Consider the following 23,375-nt stretch of genomic DNA (forward strand, 5'->3'; position numbering starts at 1 on the left):
GCGGGCCAGGGTGAAGCGGCTTCGCCGCCGGACCGGCCGGTCTCCCCGACCTTCCGCGCTAGCGACGGGCGTCATGACAATCATCAGGGTCAGGCTTGTGCAGGTCGGGCGATCCCCCTCCGGCCGGTCCGCCCTGGCCCTTGCTACCCCGGTCTCGCCGACGGGCAGGGTTTCAGGCGCGCAGTTCGCGTGCCTGCAACCCGTGCCCAAAGGAGGCAGAGACATGAGTGCTCAATCCACCCAAACCGTCGCGACCGAAGCGACCGAAGCGACCGCGCCGCAGCACGGCGCGGAGGTGATCGTTCCGCTGAACCGGCTCAAGGCCTCGCCGAAGAATGCGAGAAAGACCCCGCACAGCCCGGCGACCATCGAGGCCTTCGCGGCCTCCATCAAGGCCAAGGGGGTGTTGCAGCCGCCCGTGGTCGAGATCGAGCGGGACGGGGAGGGCGCCCCGACCGGGAACTACCTCGTCACCATCGGCGAGGGTCGCCGTCAGGGGCTTCGACTGCTGGCCAAGCGCAAGGCGATCAAGCGGACCCACCCGGTGCGCTGCATCGTGGACGCCGAGAACGACGCCCATGAGATCAGCCTCGACGAGAACATGACCCGCGAGGCCATGCATCCCGCCGACCAGTTCGAGGCCTTCCAGCGGCTGGCGGTCGAAAAGGGCTACGGTCCCGAGGAGATCGGCGCCCGGTTCGGGGTGTCGGCTCATGTGGTGCGCCAGCGGTTGAGGCTCGGCGCGGCGGCGCCCGAATTGATGGCGGCCTATCGGGAGGGGGCGTTGGCTTTGGACCAGCTCATGGCCTTCTGCGTGAGCGCGGATCAGGACCGGCAGCGGCAGGTGTTCGAGGAGTTGGGCGAATACCGTCCCGTCCACGCCATTCGTCGGGCCATGACCGAGGCCAAGGTGCGGGCCGAAGACCGGCGCGTCAGCTTCGTCGGCGTCGAGGCCTACGTCGAAGCGGGCGGCGGAATCCTCCGGGATTTGTTCACCGAGGACGGCGGAGGCTGGCTGGAGGACGTGATCCTGCTGGACCGGCTGGTCGCCGACAAGCTGGCCGGGCTGGCCGACGAGGCGTGCGAGCGGGAAGGCTGGAAGTGGGCCGAGGCGGGTCTGGGGTATCCCGACCTGTCCGCGTTCGGTCGGGTCTATCCGGTCGCGGTCGAGCGGTCGGAGGCGGACGCCGCCGAGATCGCGGTCCTGTCCGAGGAGTACGACGGCATCGTCTCCGAGGCGGGCGACGACGGCCTGTCGCCCGAAGCGGACGCGCGGCTGGAGGCGATCGACAAGGCCTTGCAGGCCTTCGGCCCGGACTTCGCCTATGCGCCCGAGGCCAGGGCGCGCGCCGGGGTCATGGTGATGCTCGGTCACGACGGCCTCGCCCGCTTCGAGCGCGGTCTGGTCCGGGCCGAGGACGTGCCCGCCGATCCGCTGTCGCCGTGGTCGGAGGAAGAGGCGGACGACGGTGCGGACGGCGGGGCGCAGTCCGGCGCGGACATGTCCGAGGGCGAGACGCCTTCGGCCCTGTCGGATCGTCTGCTGATCGACCTGACGGCGCACAAGACCATGGGGCTGCGCGACGCGGTGCAGGCCGATGTGAACGCGGCGCTGGCGACCGTGGTCCACGCCCTCGTCCTGCAGGTCTTCTATCCGGGCTACGGCGTCTGGACGCCCCTGCAGCTTCGGCTGACGACCACGGGGCTGGAGCGGCTGGCGCCGGGGGTGGACGACGGTCCCGCCGGTCGGCGGGTCCGCGACCGGTGCGAGGCGTGGGGGGCGCGTCTGCCCGAGCGTCCGGAAGACCTGTGGGGCGTGGTGGCCGGTCTGGCGCCGTCGGACCAGTTGGACCTGATGGCCTGCTGCGCCGGGGTCGGCCTCTACGCCGTGCGCGATCCGCACGACCGCAGGCCCGGCGCCTTGGCGCAGGCCGAGACGCTGGCGACGGCGGTCGGACTGGACATGTCGGGGACGTGGTCGGCGACAGCGGTCAGCTACTTCAGCCGCGTCGCCAAACCCAAGGTGCTGGAGGCGGTGACGGAGGCGGCGGGCGCCCAAGAGGCCGCGCGGATCGCCGGGTTCAGGAAGGCGGACATGGCCGAGGCCGCCGAACGGTTGGTGGAGGGGAAGGGGTGGTTGCCCATCCCGCTGCGGACGGTGTCGGACGCGGTGGAGCCGGAAGAGCCGGGCGCCGAAGCGCCCCGTGACGACAACGCTTATTCGTTCGCCGCCGAATAGGTTCCTTCAGGGCAAAAACTCGCCGCGCGCCCTTTGGGGGCGCTCGGCTTTTTCGTTTCGCGAACACTGAAACCGATTTCATAGGCGATCCCCCGGGTCAATCTGACCTGGGGTCCCGGAGTCATGGGCGTCGTTCGACCCGGTTGCTAGGCCACGGATCATGAATCGGGGGACACTCATGGGGTGGCCGGAGAGACGGATATGTCCCGGCCCCCTAGACCCGAATGACCTGGCCCTTTACGCGTCGATTGCTAGATTTCCAAGGTCATCGACCGCATCTTCTGCCACGGACATGTCGTCCGGGAGCAATACACAATGAGTGACGAAGAGGAAGAGGCCAAGGTGATCCGGTTGTCGGATCGTCGGGGCAAGCCCGAAACCGACAAGGTGCTGCGGCAGAAGTGGAAGTCCAGCCTCGACGGCGGCTTCACCGTCGTGCCGTCGGTCCTGTTGCAGACCCTTCCGGCTCTGGGCATCCGCGCATCCGAGCTCGCCGTGCTCGTCTGCTTGATCGACGCCTGGTGGAAGCCGGATGATATGCCTTGGCCCTCCAAGGCCAGGCTGGCCGGCCTGCTCGGCGTTTCCGACAAGACCATCCAGCGCGCGATCCGGCGGCTGGAGGCGCGAGGCCTGATCGTCTCGGAAGCGCGCCACCGGTCGCACGGCGGCCAGACGTCGAACCGCTACGATATGACGCCGCTCGTGGCCCGTCTGGAAGCGATCACCAAGGATCTGAAAGACGCCGAGGCCGAGGCGGAGAAGGCCCGCGGCATCGCCGTGCACAAGAGCGCCCCCCGGCGCCTCAAGCGCCCGAGCGGGAAGGCCAGCTGAAATGACCACCACCCCCACGCGCCGGAAAGCCGCCCGCGAAGAGATCGGGCGGGCTATGCAATCCCGGACGCATGCGTATGTGCTTCACTACGCCTGTGAAGGCTTCGAAACGCCGCAACGACGGATTACCGCCATCGCGGCGCGTAATCTCGGCACCGGCGTGACGCAGAGCTTCGAACTGGATACCGCCCTGCGTCGGGCGGGCTGTGACCCGGCGCAGGCCACGGCGGCGGATATCGACAAGGCGGAAAAGGCTGTCCTCGACGGCTTCTACGACTTCGTGGCGCACAATTTGAATGGCACCTACTGGCTGCACTGGAACATGCGCAACGCCACCTTCGGCTTCCTCGCGCTCGAGAACCGTCATCGCCTTCTCGGAGGCCGACCTCTGACCATCCCCGACGCCCAGCGCGTCGATCTCGCGGCGCGCATGGTCGATCTCTATGGCGACGGCTACGCCGCGATCGACAACCGGCTCCGGTCCGTGGCGTCGCGAAACGGCCTGGCGATGAACCATCTGATTGACGGCGCAGACCAGGCCGCTGCTCTCGGGCGCCGGGACTTCGCGACGGTGGACCGGTCCCTGCTGAACCGGGTCGATCTGATGTACGCGATCGCCACCAAGGCCAATGAGGGGACGCTGAAGACCCACGCGGGCGCATTCGACGGGTTGGGGGGCCTTGGCGGCGCGATCGCGTGGATCAAGGAGCACCCGGTGGTTGCGGCGTGCGCCGCCGCCGCGCCTGTGTTCGGAGCCGTGCTCGGAGCCGTGAAGCTATGGGGCTTGTTCAGCGGGCACGCGTGATCGTCGCCTCGTTCGACTTCCGCAAGGACATGGCAATTGACGGGTCGATCAGGCGCTTATGGTGGCGGCGTCTACATGAACAACCGGAAGGGATAGGATCGAGGTTCAAGTGTCGGCATACGGACCACGACCTTTGCCAATGTCTGGGCGAAGTTGAGGGTCACCGGGACTCGATCATACGGACCGTCGTTGTTCCAATCCATTTTCGTGAGCCCCAAGGTCTGCCGGCATAGATCGTCCATCGGTCCGTTTCCCGCGTAGCGAACCAGCATCAGGGGCTCGGGGATGCCCTTGCCCTCCTTGAAGTAGTCACGATCATTGGCCACCACGGGCAGGTTGCCCTGGGTCCAGAGCAGGGTCTCATAGGCACCCAGCTGCAGCGCCGTACCGCGATGGACCGGATAGCCGTGCGGTTTTTTCGGCTCTGGAATATGCATCCCTCGCCAGCCGCTGCTCTGCTGGACATGCACAAGGTCGATTGCGTCCGTGCGAGGGAGCGCATCGAAACAGCCTTCAACCTCTTCGGGCTTAAATTCGGTGTTCTTGTGGACGACGATGCGGCGTGGGGATTGGCCCGCGTGCTTGCGTTGATAGATCAGGAGGCTCCGGGAGATGACCTTGAGCATCTGGTCGCGGCGCAGGAAAGGGTTCTTGCCGAACATCCGCACGTCGTTGGCTTCATAGGCGACGAACTCCATGCCGGAGCCCTCCGCGTCGAAGACCTGACTGCAGCAGATTGCGTAGCGAGAAGCGGGTCCCGCGTCTGAGCGCATAGCGTAGTCGATGCCAATGAAGGCGGTTCCTGGCTCGACATCAGCCAGCACCCACGGTGTGCCGCCGGCCTTGGTGTACAAGGCGACGCCGAGGCGCCAGGCGACACTGCACCGGCAATAGTAGCCCAAAGCGCCTTCGTCTCGGACGATCTGGATGCAGATGCCTTCCGATGCAGCGATTGCCTTGAGGTGGTGCCGTAGGTCGAAGTCTTCGCCGTCGGTGGTCCTGAATCCGTCCGACCAGCTTCGATCGACGTGGATCAGGACGATATCGAACTCCGTGCGAACATTGCGGAGCGCGAACAACGCTCGGGTGATCGCGTCGGCCAGCACCTGGTGCGGACGAGGCGAGGCCGCCATCTGCTTTTGCAAGTCCGCGGGAAGCTCGATGGCGGTTGGCCCCACCGCCTTGGCGAGGCTGACGCCGAACAGCTTCGAGAAGCCGGGATAGTCCGGGAGATAGGCCTTTCGCTCTTTCGGCCGATGCGGTTGTTCCAACTCCTGCATCAATCGATTCAAGCGATCGACGCCCCCTGCCGGTGCGATCATCGCGATCCGGATGGGGTTAGCCACGCCCGACAACCTGTCACGGCTGTATGGGCCAAACCGGGAGAGACCCAGCAGCGGATGCAGGTCTGTATTTCGATCGGACGCTCCGCCAAACCGTAGAGCAGGTTCAGGAAACTGAGTGTGGCCCGGCAGCTTGTAGGCGACGGTCATTGCGGAGCCCTCCCGCTGAAACCGGTCGTCCGGGCGATCTCGAAGTCGGCGTCCGCGCCGTCGGAAATCCCGAACGCGCGGAGGCGAAGTGAGTCCGAAGTGCCCACGATCAGTTCAATCCAGCCGTCCAGCATGCTGTTCGCGTGCTTATTGCGTCGCTGCGCCCGGCGCTCTCGGACCCAATCTTTCGCTTTCGCCACCATGGCTTCGGCCGTGCCGTCCTCAAGCTCCAGGACAACGCGCGGCTCCAAGAGGAGCCAAAGGCCGTCGAGCTTCCAGTCCAGCCTGATTTCGCAGGCCTCGTTCCAGGCAACGGTCGTCCCTGGAACGACACCGGTCAGGGTTTCAACGCAAGCGACCGTCCTGTTGAACGGCGCCGTGCCGGCTCCGGCGGCGGGCCGCAACAGGATGCGGCGGCCCCGCCGCTCGATCGCGAGGGTCTCGCGCTGGCCGAGCGACCGGACCAGGGCGTCTCGAATGAGTGTTCGCTCGCCACTCTCGTATCGTAGGCGCGCGGGAGAAATAGCGTAGGTCTCGAGGCTGGTGATATCCCGATCAGCGAGGGCCGTGCGAAGCTCAACATCCCTGCCGAAGGCCAGTACACCGGCGCGGACACGATTGACGTCGAGATCGACGCCGGCCTCCTTAACTGCCGCAACGACCTCCGACACACCGCCGATGGTGCAGACCACCAGTCGGCAGGACGTGGGCCATGAGATGATCGGGAGCGCGTTGGTCCGGACCACGGGAAACTTTGTGCCGACGGCGCGCAACGGCGCCTTGCCCAGCCGTGGCCGGTCGGCTTCGCCGATGGCGTCGACCTTGCCGGTGGTCGTCGGGAGAAACCGCACGAGGTCAGACATCAACTCGTCGAACGTTTCGACCTCGACGAAGAAGGCTTCGATGCCGGCGTCCGTAGCCGCCTTCATGAGAGAAGTGACGCCCTCAAACGGCGTTTCAGTGGATCGCTTGAACCAGAACAGGCCGCCCGGGAATCCCGCGCCTCCGTTTATGGCGTCAGTCAGAGCCGCGATGATCGAAGTGTCGCGGCCGCTGTAGCCGACCAGCGCCAAACCGTTGCCTTGGCAAGCCGCAACGAAGGCCTGTCGCATGGCGGCGTCTTGGTCTCGAAGTTCCTCGTTGGTGTTCTTGAGGCGATCCGAATGGAAGTCGCCGTGAAGCTTGCCGAGTACCGGCCAGCGGCCTTCCTGCATGGCGCGCTGCAATTTAGAGGGCTCGCCCAGATCGGCCACCGTCAGCCTGCCGGTGCTTCCGTAGATTTTGGCGGCGCTGTCCTCGACCAGTTTGTCGAAGTTGGTTGTCCAGACCGTATGGGTAAGGTTCTCGCGCATCAGCAGGGCGAGCGCCCGATGACCGAACGAAGGGTTCGCTTCTTCGATGATGCCGTCCAGATACTGTCGGCGGTCACGCGCGGACGGATAGGCGGCCTCGAAATAGGCCGAGTATTCGTCCTCCGCGCCAGCTGACGGGAATGATCCCAAGCTGTCGAAGTGTTCCTGTATCTTTCTCTGCACAACCGTATCGCTGAGATCGGTGATCGCGGAGAGCGCGAGCTTCTTCTGCGAGCAATAGAGCTTGTGCTTGAGATCCCAGATGACGTCCCAGGCCGTTTTGACGCCGGCTGTGCGGGAGGCGCCCGCGCCAAGCAGCCACATGACTTGGGTGGCGCGCATCTGAAAGAGGCGCATGAACCGTGCGACATCCATCGTCGGCACGGCCGAATTGGACGCGGACGCTTGGCCATCCGGCCGACTCGCTTCACTAACTGTCGATAACGCCACGACGCTCCCTTCCTAGGTCCGTCGCGCGATAAGCTTGCCCCCACAGCCCTGCGCGGCCTCGTACGCTACCCGACACCAGATGTTGGGGCAAGGGGTGTTAACTTATCCACATATTGGGTGCCTTATACCACCGGTTGAGAGGGGGCGGTGGAGACTTGCCGTCTGGCGTGGGTTCGGAGAGACTCGACTGATGAAGAAAAGCCTCGATCATTTGCCGGCGCGGAAGCAGGCCGAGCTGCGCCGCGTGGTCGAGATGATTCAGGAAGCTTTCGCGGAAGCCGTCGCGACGCGACGCGCCGAACGACTGAAGAACGGCAAGATCCTCAAGATCATCCTGTACGGATCATACGCGCGCGGCGACTGGGTCCATGATCCGGTCGGTCGCTACTTTTCCGACTTCGACCTGTTGATCGTCGTCGACCATGAGGATTTGACCGACGGCGAGTTCTGGCACGACGCCGAGAACCGCCTGATGCCCATGGGCCCGGACATCCGCACGCCGGTCAGCCTGATCGTGCATGGCCTGGATGACGTGAACGAGCAGTTGGACAGGGGGCGCTACTTCTTCGCGGACATCGTTCGGGACGGGGTTCTTCTTCACGACACGCCCGGTGCCAAGCTGCATAAGCCGGCCGATCTGAAAGCTCAGGCGGCGTTGGCGGAGGCAGAGGAATCCTTCGCGGAGTGGATGGCGAGCTCAGCGGAGTTTCAAGCGGGGGCTCAGTTCTACGCCGAGCGCGGAAACAACAAACTCGCAGCCTTCAGTCTGCATCAAGCCAGTGAGCATCTCTATCACTGCATCCTGCTGGTGGTGACGCTGTACAGCGGCAAGGCCCACAACCTCGCTTTCCTCCGCAAGAAGGGCGAGGCCATCGACGCCCGGTTGGCTGGCGCCTGGCCGCGCGAGACCAAGTTCGAGCGGCGAAGCTTTGAGTTGTTGCGCGAGGCCTACGTCAAGGCACGGTACTCCAAACACTACAAGATCAGCACCGACGAACTGACCTGGCTGACCGAGCGGGTCGAGGCGCTGCGCGGTCTGGTGAAGACTGTCTGCGAAGAACGCCTCGCGCAGTTGCGTCTTGAGGCCGAGGCGGACAACGCGTGATCGACGGACGGACGTCGTGATCGACAACCGACCAGCCCATCTGCTGGACGATCCCGACTACGCCGTCATCCCGGCCCTGCCGATCGGTCTGGAGCTGGGCACCGTGCCGGATTGGGTCAAACTCAGCATGCTTCACCTGGGCGGCGTTCAGCCGATTACGGTCGACATGATGGAGGCGGCGGGTTTCGTTCTCGAGGACCGACCGTCCGAGGGCGAACTGGAGCTATTTCGTCAAAAGGGGACCCGGTTCCAGATGATTTCGGTCGTCACCAGCATCGCTGCATTCCGCGAGGTCGACGGCGTCATGATGGGCGTGCCGTATGCGATCTCGCTGGTCCCGGCCAATAAACGCGGCACGGTGCTGTCGAACGTCGACGCGGAGTACGTCCGTCAGATCGATTTGAACGCCGTGCTCCAGCAGCAGGAACCCTGCTACGTCGATTTCAATCCGTTTACGGGTCACTGGGGTGCCTGGGGCAACATCACTGTCTTCCTGGGCGACCGGCCGCGGGACGCCTTTCCGGACGGGCTCGGCCTGGTGACCGACATGTACTACCTGCAGCTAGGGTTCGATCCCGAGACCGTAGGCGTGGTCAACATGGGCATGGGAGAGGGGAAGCCCTTCCGTAAGTACCACCGCCATCGCACCCGCCTGATGTTCTCCCCGTTCGAGACGTTCCGGGCGCGGCGCGTCTGGGGCGCCGAGTCGCCGATCGAGCTGTTTCTGCTACAGGGGCTTCTCCGGGAAAACCTGACGCCGGTTTTGCAAATGCTCCTGTTCGACGACGGGTCCGCATATCCGTCGATTTATGATCTCTGGGCGCAGGATCTCAGCGACCTGCCGGGGCTGATTACCGAAGCCGATATGTTCTTTCCGGATCAGCGACTGGCGGTGTTTTGCGATTCCACCCGACACCACCGCGGCGGCAAGGCCGCGCGGAGGGATGAAGCGATCAGTGAACGACTGGCGGCCGCCGGCATCAAGTCCGTCCGAGTTCCGGGGCCGCTGATCGTTCGCGACTTGAAGGCGGCCATCGATCTGGTGCTCAAGGCGCTGCGCTGATTGACCGCCCGTCGTCCACATCCACAGGGCAAGAACAAAGGAGGAACATTTCACTTGCCTCTGGCGGTCTGTCGGCTCTAACGCGGACCCGGGTGTCGGTTCGCCGAGATTGGAGCAAGCCGTGAGAGAGCTGGGTGCGGGGCCGACCGTGCGCGAGGACATTGTGCCGGAGGTCGGTCGTCGCCTCGTCGTACGGTGCGACGCCGCGAAGTGCGACCATGCGGCCTTGCTCGATCCTAAGCCGCTCTTCGGCTCACCACGACACTGGCCGCCGACGGGCTCGTCATACCGTTTCCGCTGTCAGTGCGGCCACAGGGTCTCGCGCGTCTCCTACACCCACAATGCGGATCAAGCCGAAGGGCCGATTTCATCGGCCGCGCTCAAGCTCTGGTTCTAGGATGCACAGGACGTTTGGGCCGCCCGCGCCGCCGCGCCTCGTCACGGTGCAGTCAGCGCGCCGGCATGGTCTGCTGTTGCGCATTGCCTGTGAGCCCTGCGAAAGGACCCAGTTGATCGATGGGGCCACCTTGCCCGCGATTCCGCGTGCCATCGCGGTTGGCGAACTTTGGTTCGCAGGACGGTTTCGGTGTGCCGCGTGTCGGCGTCCGGCGTCCCGGCTTGAGCTGATCGAACGGGGGCAGGTCCAGACGATGCTGGAGCGGTGGGCCTTGGGCGAACCCTTTGTCACGGAGCGGCTGCGCCGACATTGGCGGCATGATCCCTACGATCGGCGTGACTGGCCCGCGTGGTTCCGGCGTCGGTGATTATTTGTCTCTCCTGCAACGAGCCAGCCTTGCGCGGCCTCTCAATGGCCTGATCTGACCGAAGCCCGTCCGGCTTCCGCAACCGCTCGCTCGACTTTCTTCCCCGGCCTGACGGCCTTCCTCGCGAGACAAGAAAGTCGCCCTCGCGGTCCTCCGCTGCGCTGCGGGGTCTCGCCATGCTCGCCCTGCGGGCCGTCAGGTCTCCGGTCCGCCGATCGCCATCGAGGCCGCGGCAGTCGTGGCCCGACATCAGCAAGGAGAGACTACAATGGCCACCATCGGCACCTTCACCCAGCAAGCGGACGGCAGCTACAACGGTTCGATCAAGACCCTGACCCTCAACGTCAAGACGGCCCAACTGCGGGCCAACGAAAAGACCGACGAGAAGGCCCCAGATTTCCGCATCTTCTCCGGCCAGACCGAGTTCGGCGCCGCCTGGAAGAAGACGAGCCAGCAGAACCGTGAGTACCTGTCGGTCAAGCTCGACGATCCCAGCTTCCCGGCGCCGATCTACGCCTCGCTGGTCGAGGTTGAGGGCGGACACAGCCTGATCTGGTCGCGGTGACCAAGCCAGGCGCCCGCGCCTCGGCGCGGGCGCCTGTTCCCCGAAACAGGGTCATCCTTCTTCGAGGGTTGGCGCGCTCAGGGCCCGAGGCAGAACGGCCAAAGGGCCCTCCGTCGGGATGGGCGCAACGAAGCTGTGCACGCCGGCTTTGATGTTCTCGGCCATCTGCAGGACGTTTCGCGCCTGTTCGGCTGCGACCCAGCGAGGAGACATCAACTCCAGTCCGATCCGATCAGCATAGTGGCCGGATAGGCCCCATGCCCCCTCCATGCCGTCGGGCCAGTGGCCGCTGACGAAGTAGGAACTGTCCCGGTTCAGGCGGGCGGTTAGCCCCGCCTCCTGGAACGCGTCTGTGAGACGGTCGAAGTCGATCACCACGATCAGGAACAGGTCGCCCGCGATGAATTCGAAAAGGGCGTCAGGGTCGCGGATGAGCAAGGTGAACGGTCGGTACGACAACCACGTTCGGTCCATCTTCCAGGCATTGAGCGAATAGACGCCCAAGCTGCCCGTCATCACCACATCGCTGAAGATGGGGATCCGGCTGGACGTCCGTTGCCCGACAATCTGAACGCCCGGCTCCGGCGACGCGACGCAGCGGCCCTCAGCACGGGCGGCGGCGATCACAGCGTTCAAGGCGGCGGTGTGGTCGATGGGTTTGCTAGACAGGGCGCTGCGAGCCACGGTGGGGGCACCTAGAACCTCTCCGCCGTCGTTCTCGAAAAAGTCGTTCAGCCGTGTGACATCCACCTTCTGACGCTGTCCGCGCGCGCCGCCGTCGGACCGGGTCTTCACCTCGATCAGATGAGGGTCTGAGCCGCCCAACAGGCAGACGTCGCCATGTCGTATCGAGTTGGTGAGGTCACAGAGAAGCGCAGGCACGCCGTGGTCGAGAGCGGATCGGAGAACGTGGAGCTCCATCGCCAGACCGGTCTTGCCCGACAGGCTACCCGCCGAGCGTTTAATGACCTGCCCCTCGCCTTCGAAAGAGAGCGGCTTCACCGCGTGCCGGTCGAGGTAGATGAATGCGATTCCGTCGCCGAAGCAGCGCAACACATAGGTGACGTCCCGCAAGCGTTCCGTGCGCCTGTCCAGCCAAGCAACGCGGCGTTTGATCTTTCGGCTTTCGTCCTTGTCCAAACGTGAGGCCAACTGCGCCTTGAGGACTTTGCGCTCCGCTTTCAGCTGCTGCTGCTTGTCCTCAGCGGTGAAGAGTTCGCGGATGAGCCATTTCTGCATGGCCGCGAGATTGGCGAGGTCGTCGAGGTTCGCCTCCTGATGGCGGAGGCGTTCCGTGATCCAGAGCAATCGTCGCCGGTAGTATCCGAACATCCCGTCATCCGTTGCTGCTGTGGCCGGCCAAAGGCGAGAAGATAGCGTGCCATCCGCGTGGATGCAGCGGGTTCACTCCGCCCGGCTGGGGCGCCCTTCAGAGCGGCGGGCGAGCGGCCGTCTTCGGTCGCCGAGGGGAGGGCGGGGAGCCCCGTAGGCCTGCGGGGCGAAGGGGGTGACGGTCTAGGGCAGGATAGGCTTTGCGCCGGCAACGTCTGACAGACCCACCTCCCGATGGACCGCCTCACCCTTCGCGTCTCGCCCGATCTGATCCGCCGGTTCGACGCCGCGGCGGCGGGGCAGGGCGGGCGCTCGCGCTTGCTTCGCCGGCTCATGGAGGGGGCTGCGCAGGCGTCCTTTCCGGCGCCGCCGGAGGCGGTCAGCGCGCCCAGGTCGGGCAAGCTGACCCTGCGCCTCGGCGAGACCGACCTGCGTCTCCTGGAGGCCGAGGCCGCCGCCGTCGGGCTGTCGCGAACCCAATGGAGTGTCGCGCTCATCCGGCGGCGGTTGCGGGATCGTCCGCAGTTCAGCCGTCCCGAGGCCTTGGCGCTGATCGAGGTGCGGCGCGAGCTGCGGCGCATCGGCGTGAACATCAACCAGATCGCCCGCGCCCTGAACACGGCGGTGATGGAGGGGCAGGTGCTCGATCTGGAGATGGCCCAGCTCGGCGCCTTTCAGGCTGAGATCGCGGCCTGGGTGGAAGCGCTCGGCGAGGCCTTTGACGGCAACCTGTCCTATTGGGCCGGGCGGCCGTGAGCGACTTCCGCTCGCCGCGCGGGTTCGAGGAAGCCTTGCGGCCGCCGGTCGATCCGCGCCGCGCGCGGATCACGCCCGCGGTGCTTCGGCCGTCTCGGAACAGAGGGCAGGAGTCGGCCGCCCGCTTCATCCGGGTCCTGCGCCGGGCGCCGGAGGTGATGGTCAAGGTGACCGGCCGTACCCGGGACGGCGGCCACCTGAAGGCGCACCTCGACTACATCAGCCGCAATGGCGCCCTGACTCTGGAAGGGCCGGACGGGGAGCGGCTGGACGGGCGCGCTGAGGTGCATGCGCTCGCCCGCGACTGGGCCGAGGAGTTCGCGATGGAACCGGGACGCAGGCGTGACGCCTCGGTCTCCCTGTCGATCGTGATCAGCATGCCGGCGGGGACGGATGCGGTGCGTCTGCACGACGCCGCCCGGGCCTTCGCGGCCGAGACCTTCAGCGAGCGCTTCCCCTATGTCTTCGCCCTGCACGACGAGGGACGGCACCCGCACGTGCATCTGACGGTGCGCCGGCTGGGACGCGAAGGCGAGCGGCTGAATCCGCGCAAGGCCGACCTGCAGATCTGGCGCGAGGGCTTCGCCCGGGCGCTGCGCGACCGGTCCATCGAGGCGGAGGCCACCCCGCGGCGGACGCGCGGCGTGACCCGAAAGGCGGAGCGGACGCCGATCCGCAAGATGCGGGAGCGGTTCGTGGCGGGGAAGGGCGATCTGCCCGAGACGCTCGCCGCCGCCTACCGCGACGCGCTCCGGGGCGACGGCGGGGAGGGACCGTGGCTGGAGGCAATTCAGGCGCGTGAACTGGCGATGCGGCGCGCTCTGGTCGCGGAAGCGGTTCGACTGGGTCGGTCCGATCGGCTGGCGGATCGCACCCTGGCCCTGGTGGTGGAGCGGTTCGTGCGGGACCGGCCCGGGCCGAAGACGCGCGACCAGGCCTTGAGGGACGCAGGCGTCGATCGCTCGACCGGGCGAGAGCGAAGCCGATGAAGCGGCGCGACTCCACGGGCCCGGTTGCGGAGTGTCAGAAACAGAACTATATTTCTGACACGGAGACGATCATGCAAGTCCTTGCTGAACAGATCATGGAGCGCGTCCGGGCCCTGCCGGAGGGCGCGCCGGTCGCCGCCAAGGGGCTGCTCCATCTGGGCAGCCGCGCGGCGGTGGATCAGGCCCTGTCGCGCCTCGTGCGACGGGGGCGGCTCGTGCGCGCCGGGCGCGGCGTCTACATGCGTCCGCTGGAAAGCCGCTTCGGATCGCGGACGCCTTCGGTGGAAACGGTCGTGCGCGCGGTGAGCGAGCAGCGCGGCGAGGTCGTCGCCTCCAACGGGGCGGCGGCGGCCAACGCCCTGGGCCTGACCACCCAGGTGCCGATCCGCATGGTCTATCTGACCAACGGCAAGAGCCGGCTCCTCAACGTTGGCAAGCAGACGGTGGAGTTCAAACATGCGCCGGCATGGCAGCTGCTCCTGGCTGATCGTCCGGCCGGCGAAGCGGTTCGCGCCCTGGCCTGGCTGGGGCCGGAGAAGGCCCCGACGGCGCTGGAGACCCTGAAGCGAAAGCTGGGACCCGCCGCCTTCGGCGAACTGGTGTCCGTCGGACCGCGTCTGCCCACCTGGCTGGCGCGGTCGGTCAGCCAGGCGGCGCATGTCTGAGACCTTCCTGCAGCTTTCGGCCGAGGACCGGGCCGAAGCCCTCGCGGCGGTGGCGTCGGCGTCCGGCCGGCCCTCCCATCTGCTCGAGAAGGATGTCTGGGTCGTCTGGGCCCTGAGCGCGCTGTTCGAGGCGCCCTTGGGCGAGGGGCTGGTCTTCAAGGGCGGGACGTCCCTGTCCAAGGCCTACGATGTCATCCAGCGGTTCTCGGAAGACATCGATCTGACCTGGGACATCCGTCGCCTGCTTCCCGATCTGGCCAATGCGCCCGAAGACCCGGTGCCGCGGACTCGCGCTGAGGAGCGGCGCTGGTCCCGGGACGTTCAGCGGCTGTTGCCGCTCTGGGTCGAGGGCGAGGTGCGGCCGCTTCTGGAGGCCCGGATCGCCGCAGACGGCGTCGGCGCCACGGTGCGGATCGAGGGCGCCAAGGCCTTCGTCGACTATGCGCCGACCAGCACCGGCACCGGCTATGTCTCGCCCAGCGTGATGCTCGAGTTCGGCGCGCGGGCGACCGGCGAGCCGAGCGCGCCGCGACCCGTGGTCTGCGATGCGGCGGCCCATCTGCAAGGCGTCGTCTTCCCGACCGCCACGCCGCGGGTGATGGCGGCCGAGCGGACCTTCTGGGAGAAGGCCACCGCCGCCCACGTCTATTGCGCGCAGGGACGACTGCGGGGCGATCGCTTCTCCCGGCATTGGCATGATCTGTCCCGACTGGACGCGGCCGGCTTCGCCGAGACCGCGATCGCGGATCGGGCGGTCGCCGAGGCGGTCGCGCGCCACAAGGCGATGTTCTTCCGCGAGACCGCCGACGGCGCGGAGATCGACTATGGACAGGCGGTCACGGGCGGCCTGCGTCTGAAGCCTGAAGGCGCCTCGCTGGAGGCCCTCGGGGACGACTACCGCCGGATGGTCGAGGACGGCCTGCTGGAGGCGGACGCCGAGCCCTTCGAGGCGCTGATGGAGACCTGCGCGGGGCTCGCGGACCGCGCCAACGCCGCGGCGGCCCGTTGACCCTGCGCTACGCGCCGATCGAGCAGGAAGCGATCCTGCTCAAGGCGGTCTGGGACATGATCGACGACATGGTCAATCTGGAGATCTTCGACTATCCGATGACCTCCCGTCCGACCAATCTGGTGTTCAAGTCGGGAACCCACAAACGGGTCTTCGCCATCCTGCTGGCGATTTCCTGGCCCAGCCCCGGCCATCCGCGCTGCCCTTCGCCTTCGCGCCTTCGACGGCAGGCGCGCGCGAGACCGATCGAACCTATCTGTTCTATCTGGACGGCATCGGCCGTCAGCCGACCCTGGGCGCCGACGCCTCCGGTCTGGCGGCTTCCGCCTCGGCCTTCGCGGACTGGCTGAACGCGGAGTGCGTCTGTCCCAAGGTCTGGCTTCCCGAACTCGACCTGTCGGTGGACCTGCGCGTCTCCCGCATCTGGCTGCTCAAGGTCGTCGGCGACGCCAACAAGCACAACTTCTCCCGGCTCGATGCCCGGGTGAAGCAGATCAGGGCGATGCTCGCGCGGCACGGCCATGAGGTCGATGAGGGGATGGTCTATCGGTCGGTGCCGGACTTCCAGCAGTGGTTCTACACCGACGTCTTCTCCTATCACGCCAGCACCATCGGCGAGTTCCTGGACCAGATCCGCCGGGCCCTGTTCGCCTACCTCTCGCCGGAGTTCGCCCGGGCCTGGCGACGTGGCGACCGGTTCGAGGGCGATTACAGCTTCGATATTCCGGCGGACATCCGCGATCCGCTGGCGCTGGGCATGTATTGGGACCTGATGAACCGGATGAGGGACGGCGTCGGATTCCCGGCCTTCACCGTGTCGCCGTATCTGAAGAACACTTTCTAGGCGCGACCGCTAGCGCCGCCGCTCGCGGTCGCGCATCGTGTCCCGTTCCGTCGGACGCGCGCGGCCGGCGCGCGCCCAGGCGGCCTCCAGCAGCTTGGCTTGGATGGCGGGATCGGGGATGAGACGGGCCACCACCACGGCCGCGCGGGCGAGCCGCTCGGCGAGCGGATCCTGGAGGGGCTTCTGGGAGGAAGCCCGGTCGATTCCGGCCGCCTGGCGATCGCGATCCCTGGGCCGATGGCCGTGGACCTCCAGACCCAGGCTCTGGGCCTGTATCCAGACCTCGCGCCGGAAGGCTGGGTCGCCAGAGACCTGTATCCGCTCCCAGCCGCGGTGCCGCGCGATCTTGAGCATGTCGATGACGGCGTCGGGATAGGCCTGGGTCGAGGTGAGCGATCCACCCCGGTCGCGGAACATCGGCGCGGGCGCACGATGATCCCGGAAGAACCGCTCCGCCCGGCCCCTGAGATCGCGCTCGACCAGATAGCGGTCGAGCACCGCGTCCGGAACGTCGCCCTTGGCGGTGGAGCGGCCGGGTGCGCCGGGCGCGGGCCGCAGGCGGTTGACCGCCGGAGCGGGCTCTGACGGGGTCATGGCTCGCGCTCCGGCGGGGTGGCGTCGACGACGCGGTCGAGCCAGGCCGCCACATCGGTTTCATCCGCGTCGGGCGGGGGCGGAGGAAGGCCTTCGGCGGCGAAGGCGCGGGCGATGACGTCGAAATCCATGGGATCCTCCTCGAGAGCGGGCGGGACGACCGGCGCTTCGACCGTCGGCGCGGGCGTGGGAGCGGGACGCAGACGGCGCTGGAAAATCCGGTCGCGCCAGTAGGCGATCTTGCGGCCGCGAACAGGCGGAAGACCGGCCTTCAGGACGATCAGGGCGGTCTGCGGAAGCTGCATGAGCTCCTGGGGCAGCATCAGCGCCCTGCGCTGGTCGGACACGGTCGTACTGCGTCGGCCGCGCGCGAGGCCGGCCGGCCGGCTGCGGCTTCGCCCGTCCGTCGTATAATAGCCCAGCCGTTCGCTGAGCTCCCGGGCGATCCTCAGTTCCTTGGGCGCGAAGACGATCTCGATGCCGCAATTGGTCATCACGTCCTCTGCCAGATCGGGTCCGTAGAGCGCCCGGAGCTGGGAGGGACTCTGAAGCACGGCCAGCAGACGCAGTCCGTAGCCCGCCACCCAGGCGAAGGCGTGGGCCAGCACCGGCGCCGGGCCGAGGCGAGCGAATTCGTCGAGCAGGACGAGGGTCGGACGGTCGGCGGGGGCGGGAAGGCTGCGGCTGTTGAGATCGACCAGCTGCTGAAAAAGCAGCGCATAGAGCGGCTGGATCCTCAGCATGTTGTCCGGCGTGGCGCCCAGATAGAGGGAGAGATCGCCGCGGCGCAGGTCGCGCAGGTCGAAATCCGAGACCGAGGTGGCGGCGTCGATCCGGGGGTTGAGCCACAGCCCCATGCGAGTGGTGATCGACTGACGCACGGAGGCGAAGGTGTTCTCGCTGGAGCTGGTGAAGTCCGTCAGGGCGGCGACGACGGGCCCCGGAAGAGGGCGTCCCTCCCGCGCGCGCGCCGCGACGATGCGGGGCAGCCGAGCACGGGCGTCGCCCGCGGTGAGCTGGCGGAAGATCTCGCCGAGGGTGAAGGGGCGATCGGGCGTGGCGGCGACATAGCCGCCCACGCCGATGAAGCCAGTGCGCGACGCCTCGGCCCAGAAGGGATCGGCCCTGTCATGGACTGGAAACAGCATCGCCGCCATGCGCTGAAGCTCGTCCAGCACCTGGATCGGATCGGCGCGGTCGATGTGGGCCAGGGGGTTGAACCGCGCGGTTCGGCCGTCCGACGCCAGGGGATCGAACAGATGGACCGTCTGGCCGGCCTCGGCGCGGTAGCCGGCGGTGGCGACATAGTTCTCGCGCTTGATGTCCAGCACCACGACCGAGTCCGGCCAAGCAAGCAGGTTCGGGATGACCACGCCGACGCCCTTGCCGGTGCGCGTCGGGGCGTAGAGCATCACATGCTCGGGGCCGTCGGCGATCAGGAAGGCGCCGTCGGCCCGCCCCAGGACCACGCCGCGGCGCGAGCTCAGACCGGCGTGGCGCTGTTCGGCCGCCGACGCCCATCGGGCGGCGCCGTGCAGCGGGCGTCTCTGGTGGAGCAGCACGGCGACGATCAGGATCCCGCCGACCAGACCCGCGCATGACAGGCCCACGGCCAGCCAGCGCCGCAACTCGGGATCGTGACGGTAGTACCAGAGCCAGCCGGGGACGCGCGTCGGGTCGATATCGCCGGAGAACCGACCCAGGCCGATGAGGGCGATGGTCACGGTGAGAACGCCCAGGACTGCGGCGGCGGCGAGGCCCGCGGTGGCGATCAGCGCCCCCCTAGTCGCCGGGCTGGCGCTTGCGAAGCGGGTCATGCCAGATCTCCGTCACACGGAACCGGCCGTCGACCTTCTTCATCTGGACGACGACATCGACGAGCAGGTGCAACAGGGCGCGGATGTCCTCGCGCGGCAGATCGCGCCCGCCTTCGGATTCCCGCACCAGCAAGGTCAGTTGCTCGAAGGCGAGGGCGGCCGAATCCGCGTGCACGGTGGTGATCGAACCGGGATGCCCCGAGTTGACGTTGCGCAGGTAGAAGAAGGCCGTGCCGTCGCGAAGCTCCTGCAGCAGGATGCGGTCCGGCCGCATGCGCAGGGCGCTTTCCAGAAGCTGTTTGGGGCCGATCCGGGCCAGACCTTGGCCGTCCTTGGAATAGACCAGATGGACGACGTTGCGGTGGGGCGTCACGAACTCGCGGGTGTCCTCGATCGTCAGCAGACGCTCGTGATCGGGGATGAGGGCGATCAGACCCTTGGCCAAGGTGGTCTTGCCCGAGCCGGTGGCGCCCGAGATGAGGATGTTGCGGCGAGCGGTGACGGCCAGGGTGAGGAAGCCCGGCCAGTCGCCGATCTGGCGCAGGCGCGTCAGCTCGGCGTCGACGGGATCGGCGGTCTCGGCACGGGCGTCGGCGACCTGGTCGAACAGGCCGGCCGCCGCGAACTCTACCAGGCCGAGGCGTCGCCGCGACGGCTTTCTCAGGGTCAAGGACAGGCCGCCGTCGGCGACCGCCGGCGGCAGCACGATCTGGCAACGGATGTCGCCGGGCAGGGTGGTCGAGCAGATCGGCTGTTCGGGGCTGACGTCCTGTCGGGTGTAGGCGGCGGCCGCGACCGCGAGGGTGCGCAGCCAGGCCTCGGTCAAGTCCGGCGCCTCGGCCCAGCGCCAGACGCCGTCGGCCTCGACCCCGACCTCGCCGGGGCGGTTGACGACGACCTCCGTCACCGTCTCCGGTTCCAGAAAGGGGCGCAGCGGCGCGAGGTAGTGATCGAGGACGGAGGTGTCGTCCATCACCGCGACCGCAGCTGATAGACGCCGGAGAAATCCAGATCCTGGGCGACGAAGATCGATACCTCCGCGCCCTGGCCCTTGCGCAGCGTCGGCGGGATGTCGACCGAGCCCTGGAGGGCGACCCCGGCCGCGTCGGACGGGAGGCGGGCGGTCGCGCCGCCGTCCTCGCGGCCCACGGCGGCGTAGACGCCGTGATCGACGATCGACAGCAGAAGGGCACCCCCGAACCGATCCCAGAAGCGGGTGTCGACCACCCCGTCGAAGCCGGATCGGCCGAGCGCGTCGGCGGCCGGCGAGGCGAGGGCGACGGCGACGCCCGTGGGCGTCACCGCCCGGGTCCAGAGGACGAACAGCCGGCGCCGGCCTTGCTGGAGGCCGCCGCGATACTCGCCGAGAACCCGGGTGCCGCGCTCCATCAACACCACGGCGCCGTTGTCGGACCAGGCGTCGCGGGACAGGACGCAGGTCACATAGCCCGGCGTGGTGCTGTCCATGGCCGTCTGCAGCACGCAGGGGACGCTGGTCCCGGCCGTGATCAGCAGGTTGCGGTCGGTAAGGCGGCCCGCGCGGGCCTGACCGACCGGGGTGACCTGACGGAGCTGGTCCAGGTCGGTTTGCGGTCCCGCGGGCGCGCCGGGCGCCGGAGCTGGCGGAGGAACCGCGGCCCCGCCGGCCCGGCTGTAGACCAGCACCGGAGCCCGCCGCGCGCTTTCGGCCAAGGCGCGCCGTTCCTCCGCAGGCGACGGACCGGAACGGGGCGCGCCTTCAGGTCCGGCCTCGATCGGCGGAATGGAAGGCCCGTCGTCGAGCCCGGGGGCCTCCGGATCGACGACCGGATCGCTGAGCAGCGGCGGCGGAGCCCGTCGCGCGGGCTCGAACGGCGCGGTCTGCCGCGGCGGCTCATCGCGTGTCGTCGGACGATCGGCGTCGCGGTCGCCCCGATCCCAGCTCGCGATCAGGAAGACGCCGCACCCGGCGGCGAGCGCGGCGAGGGTGATCATCTTGCCGCGCGGCCCGCCGAACCGTCCGGCGATCGGCGAGACGCCGCGGTCCGCCGCCGTCGAGGCCGGGGACGGACTCTCGTCCGGAGGCGTCGGCGCGGCCCCGGTCATGACGGATCTCCGACGGGCGCCCGATCGACGACAGGCGAGGCCGTGCCCGTGCCCAGCCCCCTGCCGCGAGGATCGAAGGCGTCGTTGAACAGGCAGAGGACGGATGACCCGCGCCTCAGCCGCAGGCCCCGCGCGACCCCGTGGACGACCACGAACTCGCCGCGCACGTCATAGGGGATGAGCCGCTCCGAGCCGTCCTCGGCGACCTCGAACAGGGCCGGCAAGGCCTGCACGCCTGGAAAGCGTAGAACGGTGACGCGGCCGTTGTCGCTGACCTCGCTCGGCTGCAGGGCCGCATCGCCCTGGGCGGACCAGGCCAGATTGCGCGGCCCTTCGAGAACGCCGCGGTCCAGCTCCAGGCCGATCAGGCGCTGTTCGACCGCCGCGGCCTGAACGGCCAGGGCGCGGGCGGCCTGGGCCTGATCGTCGGCCGGATAGCGGAAGCGCACCTGATAGGCGAGGGCGGCGCGGTCGCCAGGGTCGCGCGCGACCAGTTCGAAGGCGTAGTGGCGGATGACGCCGGCCCGCTCGGTGACCACCAGCAGATTGGTCGCCTGATGGCGTTCGCGCGGCTTCAGGAACAGAACCGAGCCTTCTGCCGCCACCTCCCAGGCGACGCTGTCGCCGATCGCGGCGTGGCGGATGGTCTCCTCGGGGGAGAAGACGATCTGGGTCGCCGTCCGGAAGGCGCCGGCGATCCGGTAGACCGCCGCCGGGTCGTAGACGACCTCGCGGATCCGGGGATCGGGGGGTGTTTGCGCCATCGCCGGGGCGGCGAGGACGACCAGGCCGGCGATCAGCGCCAGGGCGGACAGGGGACGTGTCATCGGATGACCTCCGGATCGGCGCGGTAGGAGGTCACCTGGAAGCCGACAGGGTTCCTCAGCCGGTCCGGCTCCGACATCGGCGCGCGCGTGTAGGTGAAGGCGATGGTGGCGATCCAGTCGCTCTCGACGGTCTGTTGGGCCTGGCGGACCGTGCGTCGGAAGCGGACATTGGCGACGCCGGCGTTGATGAAGCCGATGGCGCGGATCGCCACGATGGCCTCGCCGTCCGGACCGTAGAGATTCTGCGGGCTGGCCGGGTTGGAGCCCCGGAACAGATCGGCCCAGCGGCGTTGCTCGCCGGGCGCGGACAGGATGGACACCAGCCGGAAGGCGTCCTCCGCCGCCGGGTCGAGATACCCCTCCCGCTGGCGGACGTATTGTCCGAGGAAGTATTTGCTGACCGCTTCCTCGTAGCGGACGGGCCCGCCCTCGGCGGAGAGGCCGCGCATGACGTCGACCGCGCCGGTGGCCTGGTCGACCCGGATCACGAAGGGCTCGGTCGACTTGAGCGGCGTCAGCAGGGCGACGGCCCCGGTCGAGACCACGGCCAGACCCGTGGCGAGCGCCGCGGCGGACCAGGCCAGGCGGCGCGATCGGAGCGCCGAGGCCAGGCGGTCCTGGTCCCAGCGGCGCGCCTCGACGAAATAGCGCTTCAGCTCGGAGGAGGGGACGCCGCTCATGCGCAACCTCCCGTGTCCGGTGAGGCGACGGGTTTGGCGGGACGCTCGGCCGCGGGCGTCAGCACCGATCCGTGGGGGTTGGCCGGTCGCCGGGCGGAGCCGTCGCAGGTCGGCAGCGCGGGATCGCCGCGGTGGGCGCAGGCTCCCAGCAGCAACAGGCTAGCGAGCAGAAGTGAGCGGTAGGTCATGTCAGGCGCCTCTCGGTCGGATGGAGCCGCCGCTCCTCGGGGGTTGGCGGCTGGATTCCTGCGGACCCTGGGCGCGGCCCGAGCCGCTTCCGCCCAGGGCGGCGGCGTTGGCGAAGTCGGCCAGGCCGGCGCTAGCGCCGCCGGCGATCCCGGCGGCGATGGCGGGGGTCTGCAGGAAGAAGATCGCGCCCAGCAGGCACAGGGCGATGAAGATCAGGCCGCCAATCATCGGATCGGCGCCCTGGATCGCGCCCCATTGATCGCGCACCAGCGACAGCACGAGCTGGAAGATGACGATGATCAGGGCGAACAGGACGAGATAGTTCACCGCCTGGCTGAGCCAGCCGAAGAAGAAGCGCCGGGTCGCGTCGAAGAGGGCGCAGGCGATGAAGATCGGGCCGAGGGTGACGAGCAGGGCGAGGGCCAACTTGGCCACCAGCACAACGCCGAAGCCGAGGGCCGCGGCCAAGGCGCCGACTAGGAAGACCGCCGCCGACACCACATAAGGGCCGGGGTTGAAGGCCGACGCGTCGCGCGAGATGTCCTCGCCCAACCAGGCGGCATAGGCGAAGAACTGGTCGAAGGCCGCGCCGACGCTGGGCGTATCCGCTCCGCTGACCGCGCGGGTCAGGGCGTTGGGCAGTCCGGTGAACAACGGCTCGGTGACGAAGGTGGAATAGGCCGCCGTCGTCGCCAGCAGATAGAGGAAGGCCAGCTTCAGCGAGCGGACCGCGAAGTCCATCACCGGTTCGCTGATCGCGCCGCGCAGGATGGCGACGCCGTAGAGCACGACATAGAGGACCAAGGCGATCCGCAGCGGACCTTCGACCTCGGCGATGACCGAGGACAGGCGGTCGCCGAGAAAGACGTTCAACCGCTCGTCGATGAAGTCGTAGCTGGGCTCGAAGACGCGGAAGCTCAT

The 23,375-nt window shown here is 67.9% G+C and carries 23 protein-coding genes; 12 read left to right on the forward strand and 11 right to left on the reverse strand.

Annotation, left to right across the window (positions count from 1 at the left end):
- Nucleotides 1-223: 223 nt before the first annotated feature.
- The 3 genes from ASF81_RS09970 to ASF81_RS09980 all read left to right on the forward strand — a co-directional run bounded on the left by ASF81_RS09970 (nucleotide 224) and on the right by ASF81_RS09980 (nucleotide 3,875).
- Complete coding sequence (locus ASF81_RS09970) at nucleotides 224-2,239, forward strand: ParB/RepB/Spo0J family partition protein (protein ID WP_055808188.1); 2,016 nt, start codon at nucleotides 224-226, stop codon at nucleotides 2,237-2,239.
- A gap of 315 nt (nucleotides 2,240-2,554) precedes the next feature.
- On the forward strand, nucleotides 2,555-3,070 hold the full coding sequence (locus tag ASF81_RS09975) for a helix-turn-helix domain-containing protein (protein WP_055808190.1): 516 nt from the start codon (nucleotides 2,555-2,557) through the stop codon (nucleotides 3,068-3,070).
- A gap of 1 nt (nucleotide 3,071) precedes the next feature.
- On the forward strand, nucleotides 3,072-3,875 hold the full coding sequence (locus ASF81_RS09980) for a hypothetical protein (protein WP_200932934.1): 804 nt from the start codon (nucleotides 3,072-3,074) through the stop codon (nucleotides 3,873-3,875).
- A gap of 71 nt (nucleotides 3,876-3,946) precedes the next feature.
- On the opposite strand, the gene ASF81_RS09985 is transcribed toward ASF81_RS09980, so the two are convergent.
- Together ASF81_RS09985 and ASF81_RS09990 are read right to left on the reverse strand one after the other, a co-directional pair.
- On the reverse strand, nucleotides 3,947-5,368 hold the full coding sequence (locus ASF81_RS09985; RefSeq protein ID WP_200932935.1) for a nuclease PIN: 1,422 nt from the start codon (nucleotides 5,366-5,368) through the stop codon (nucleotides 3,947-3,949).
- Entirely contained in the window at nucleotides 5,365-7,077 is a 1,713-nt protein-coding gene (locus ASF81_RS09990) for an SIR2 family protein (protein WP_162237592.1), read from the reverse strand. The genes ASF81_RS09985 and ASF81_RS09990 overlap by 4 nt, the downstream gene beginning before the upstream one ends.
- Nucleotides 7,078-7,360: 283 nt before the next feature.
- On the opposite strand from ASF81_RS09990, the gene ASF81_RS09995 reads away from it, so the two are divergent.
- The 3 genes from ASF81_RS09995 to ASF81_RS10010 all read left to right on the forward strand — a co-directional run bounded on the left by ASF81_RS09995 (nucleotide 7,361) and on the right by ASF81_RS10010 (nucleotide 10,667).
- The gene (locus ASF81_RS09995; protein ID WP_055808197.1) at nucleotides 7,361-8,275 is read left to right on the forward strand and encodes a nucleotidyltransferase domain-containing protein; all 915 of its coding nucleotides are present in this window, start codon (nucleotides 7,361-7,363) and stop codon (nucleotides 8,273-8,275) included.
- Between the two features lie 16 nt (nucleotides 8,276-8,291).
- A complete protein-coding gene (locus ASF81_RS10000) occupies nucleotides 8,292-9,338 on the forward strand; it encodes a hypothetical protein (protein ID WP_055808199.1) in 1,047 nt (348 codons plus the stop codon).
- A gap of 1,032 nt (nucleotides 9,339-10,370) precedes the next feature.
- Complete coding sequence (locus ASF81_RS10010) at nucleotides 10,371-10,667, forward strand: DUF736 domain-containing protein (RefSeq protein ID WP_055808202.1); 297 nt, start codon at nucleotides 10,371-10,373, stop codon at nucleotides 10,665-10,667.
- A gap of 51 nt (nucleotides 10,668-10,718) precedes the next feature.
- Here the strand turns inward: ASF81_RS10010 and ASF81_RS10015 are convergent, their stop codons facing one another.
- Nucleotides 10,719-11,999 carry a hypothetical protein gene (locus tag ASF81_RS10015; protein ID WP_055808204.1) on the reverse strand — a complete coding sequence of 427 codons (1,281 nt, stop codon included), beginning with the start codon at nucleotides 11,997-11,999 and terminating at the stop codon, nucleotides 10,719-10,721.
- Between the two features lie 234 nt (nucleotides 12,000-12,233).
- Between ASF81_RS10015 and ASF81_RS10020 the strand changes: the two genes are divergently transcribed.
- The 6 genes from ASF81_RS10020 (at nucleotide 12,234) to ASF81_RS10045 (ending at nucleotide 16,262) form a co-directional block, all read left to right on the forward strand.
- A complete protein-coding gene (locus tag ASF81_RS10020) occupies nucleotides 12,234-12,755 on the forward strand; it encodes a MobC family plasmid mobilization relaxosome protein (protein ID WP_055808206.1) in 522 nt (173 codons plus the stop codon).
- A complete protein-coding gene (locus ASF81_RS10025) occupies nucleotides 12,752-13,744 on the forward strand; it encodes a hypothetical protein (protein WP_055808469.1) in 993 nt (330 codons plus the stop codon). The genes ASF81_RS10020 and ASF81_RS10025 overlap by 4 nt, the downstream gene beginning before the upstream one ends.
- Before the next feature lie 71 nt (nucleotides 13,745-13,815).
- The gene (locus ASF81_RS10030; RefSeq protein WP_055808472.1) at nucleotides 13,816-14,409 is read left to right on the forward strand and encodes a DUF6088 family protein; all 594 of its coding nucleotides are present in this window, start codon (nucleotides 13,816-13,818) and stop codon (nucleotides 14,407-14,409) included.
- Complete coding sequence (locus ASF81_RS10035; protein ID WP_055808208.1) at nucleotides 14,402-15,418, forward strand: nucleotidyl transferase AbiEii/AbiGii toxin family protein; 1,017 nt, start codon at nucleotides 14,402-14,404, stop codon at nucleotides 15,416-15,418. The genes ASF81_RS10030 and ASF81_RS10035 overlap by 8 nt, the downstream gene beginning before the upstream one ends.
- Nucleotides 15,415-15,768: a hypothetical protein gene (locus ASF81_RS10040; RefSeq protein WP_055808210.1), complete on the forward strand. Its 354-nt coding sequence runs from the start codon at nucleotides 15,415-15,417 to the stop codon at nucleotides 15,766-15,768. Before ASF81_RS10035 ends, ASF81_RS10040 begins: the two co-directional genes overlap by 4 nt.
- Nucleotides 15,769-15,818: 50 nt before the next feature.
- Nucleotides 15,819-16,262, forward strand: coding sequence for a hypothetical protein (locus ASF81_RS10045; RefSeq protein ID WP_055808212.1), 444 nt, complete (start codon nucleotides 15,819-15,821; stop codon nucleotides 16,260-16,262).
- Nucleotides 16,263-16,271: 9 nt separating this feature from the next.
- On the opposite strand, the gene ASF81_RS10050 is transcribed toward ASF81_RS10045, so the two are convergent.
- Genes ASF81_RS10050 through ASF81_RS10080 form a run of 8 tightly spaced genes read right to left on the reverse strand, consistent with a single transcriptional unit; the run spans nucleotide 16,272 to nucleotide 23,375 of the window.
- Nucleotides 16,272-16,856, reverse strand: a complete 585-nt coding sequence (locus ASF81_RS10050; RefSeq protein WP_055808214.1) for an LPD7 domain-containing protein — start codon at nucleotides 16,854-16,856, stop codon at nucleotides 16,272-16,274.
- Nucleotides 16,853-18,673 (reverse strand): type IV secretory system conjugative DNA transfer family protein, encoded by a 1,821-nt coding sequence (locus ASF81_RS10055; protein ID WP_055808216.1) that lies wholly within the window; start codon nucleotides 18,671-18,673, stop codon nucleotides 16,853-16,855. The genes ASF81_RS10050 and ASF81_RS10055 overlap by 4 nt, the downstream gene beginning before the upstream one ends.
- Entirely contained in the window at nucleotides 18,639-19,646 is a 1,008-nt protein-coding gene (gene virB11, locus ASF81_RS10060) for a P-type DNA transfer ATPase VirB11 (RefSeq protein ID WP_055808219.1), read from the reverse strand. The genes ASF81_RS10055 and virB11 overlap by 35 nt, the downstream gene beginning before the upstream one ends.
- Nucleotides 19,646-20,758, reverse strand: coding sequence for a type IV secretion system protein VirB10 (gene virB10 / locus ASF81_RS10065; RefSeq protein ID WP_200932936.1), 1,113 nt, complete (start codon nucleotides 20,756-20,758; stop codon nucleotides 19,646-19,648). Before virB10 ends, virB11 begins: the two co-directional genes overlap by 1 nt.
- Nucleotides 20,755-21,585, reverse strand: coding sequence for a TrbG/VirB9 family P-type conjugative transfer protein (locus tag ASF81_RS10070; protein ID WP_055808221.1), 831 nt, complete (start codon nucleotides 21,583-21,585; stop codon nucleotides 20,755-20,757). The genes virB10 and ASF81_RS10070 overlap by 4 nt, the downstream gene beginning before the upstream one ends.
- Nucleotides 21,582-22,265 carry a virB8 family protein gene (locus ASF81_RS10075; RefSeq protein ID WP_055808223.1) on the reverse strand — a complete coding sequence of 228 codons (684 nt, stop codon included), beginning with the start codon at nucleotides 22,263-22,265 and terminating at the stop codon, nucleotides 21,582-21,584. The genes ASF81_RS10070 and ASF81_RS10075 overlap by 4 nt, the downstream gene beginning before the upstream one ends.
- Nucleotides 22,262-22,453 (reverse strand): hypothetical protein, encoded by a 192-nt coding sequence (locus ASF81_RS15075; RefSeq protein ID WP_156363210.1) that lies wholly within the window; start codon nucleotides 22,451-22,453, stop codon nucleotides 22,262-22,264. The genes ASF81_RS10075 and ASF81_RS15075 overlap by 4 nt, the downstream gene beginning before the upstream one ends.
- Before the next feature lies 1 nt (nucleotide 22,454).
- The gene (locus tag ASF81_RS10080; RefSeq protein WP_054765304.1) at nucleotides 22,455-23,375 is read right to left on the reverse strand and encodes a type IV secretion system protein; all 921 of its coding nucleotides are present in this window, start codon (nucleotides 23,373-23,375) and stop codon (nucleotides 22,455-22,457) included.

Source organism: Brevundimonas sp. Leaf168, assembly GCF_001423685.1.
Lineage (GTDB): Bacteria > Pseudomonadota > Alphaproteobacteria > Caulobacterales > Caulobacteraceae > Brevundimonas > Brevundimonas vesicularis_C.